The 232-nt window shown below is 60.3% G+C and carries 2 tRNA genes; both read left to right on the top strand.

The features are described from left to right. Positions 1-45: 45 nt before the first annotated feature. Positions 46-131, top strand: a tRNA-Tyr gene (locus tag FQ664_RS27070). A 26-nt stretch (positions 132-157) separates the two neighbouring features. After that, positions 158-231: transfer RNA gene (locus FQ664_RS27065), tRNA-Gly, on the top strand. Position 232 lies beyond the last annotated feature (1 nt).

Genomic DNA, 232 nt, shown 5'->3' with positions numbered 1-232 from the left:
CCACCACACACCGCAACGCTTCGGCGGCACGGAATGGGGTGGTAAGGAGGGATACCCAAGCGGCCAACGGGGGCAGACTGTAAATCTGCTGGCTTACGCCTTCGGTGGTTCGAATCCACCTCCCTCCACCAGCTTCACGTTGTGGCGCATTCCCGGTGCGGGAGTAGTTCAATGGTAGAACCTCAGCCTTCCAAGCTGATGGTGCGGGTTCGATTCCCGTCTCCCGCTCCAT

This window comes from Pseudomonas persica, assembly GCF_900291015.1.
Taxonomy (GTDB): domain Bacteria; phylum Pseudomonadota; class Gammaproteobacteria; order Pseudomonadales; family Pseudomonadaceae; genus Aquipseudomonas.
Note: the sequence above shows the minus strand (reverse complement) of the source record. Positions and strands in the feature narration are given on the sequence as shown.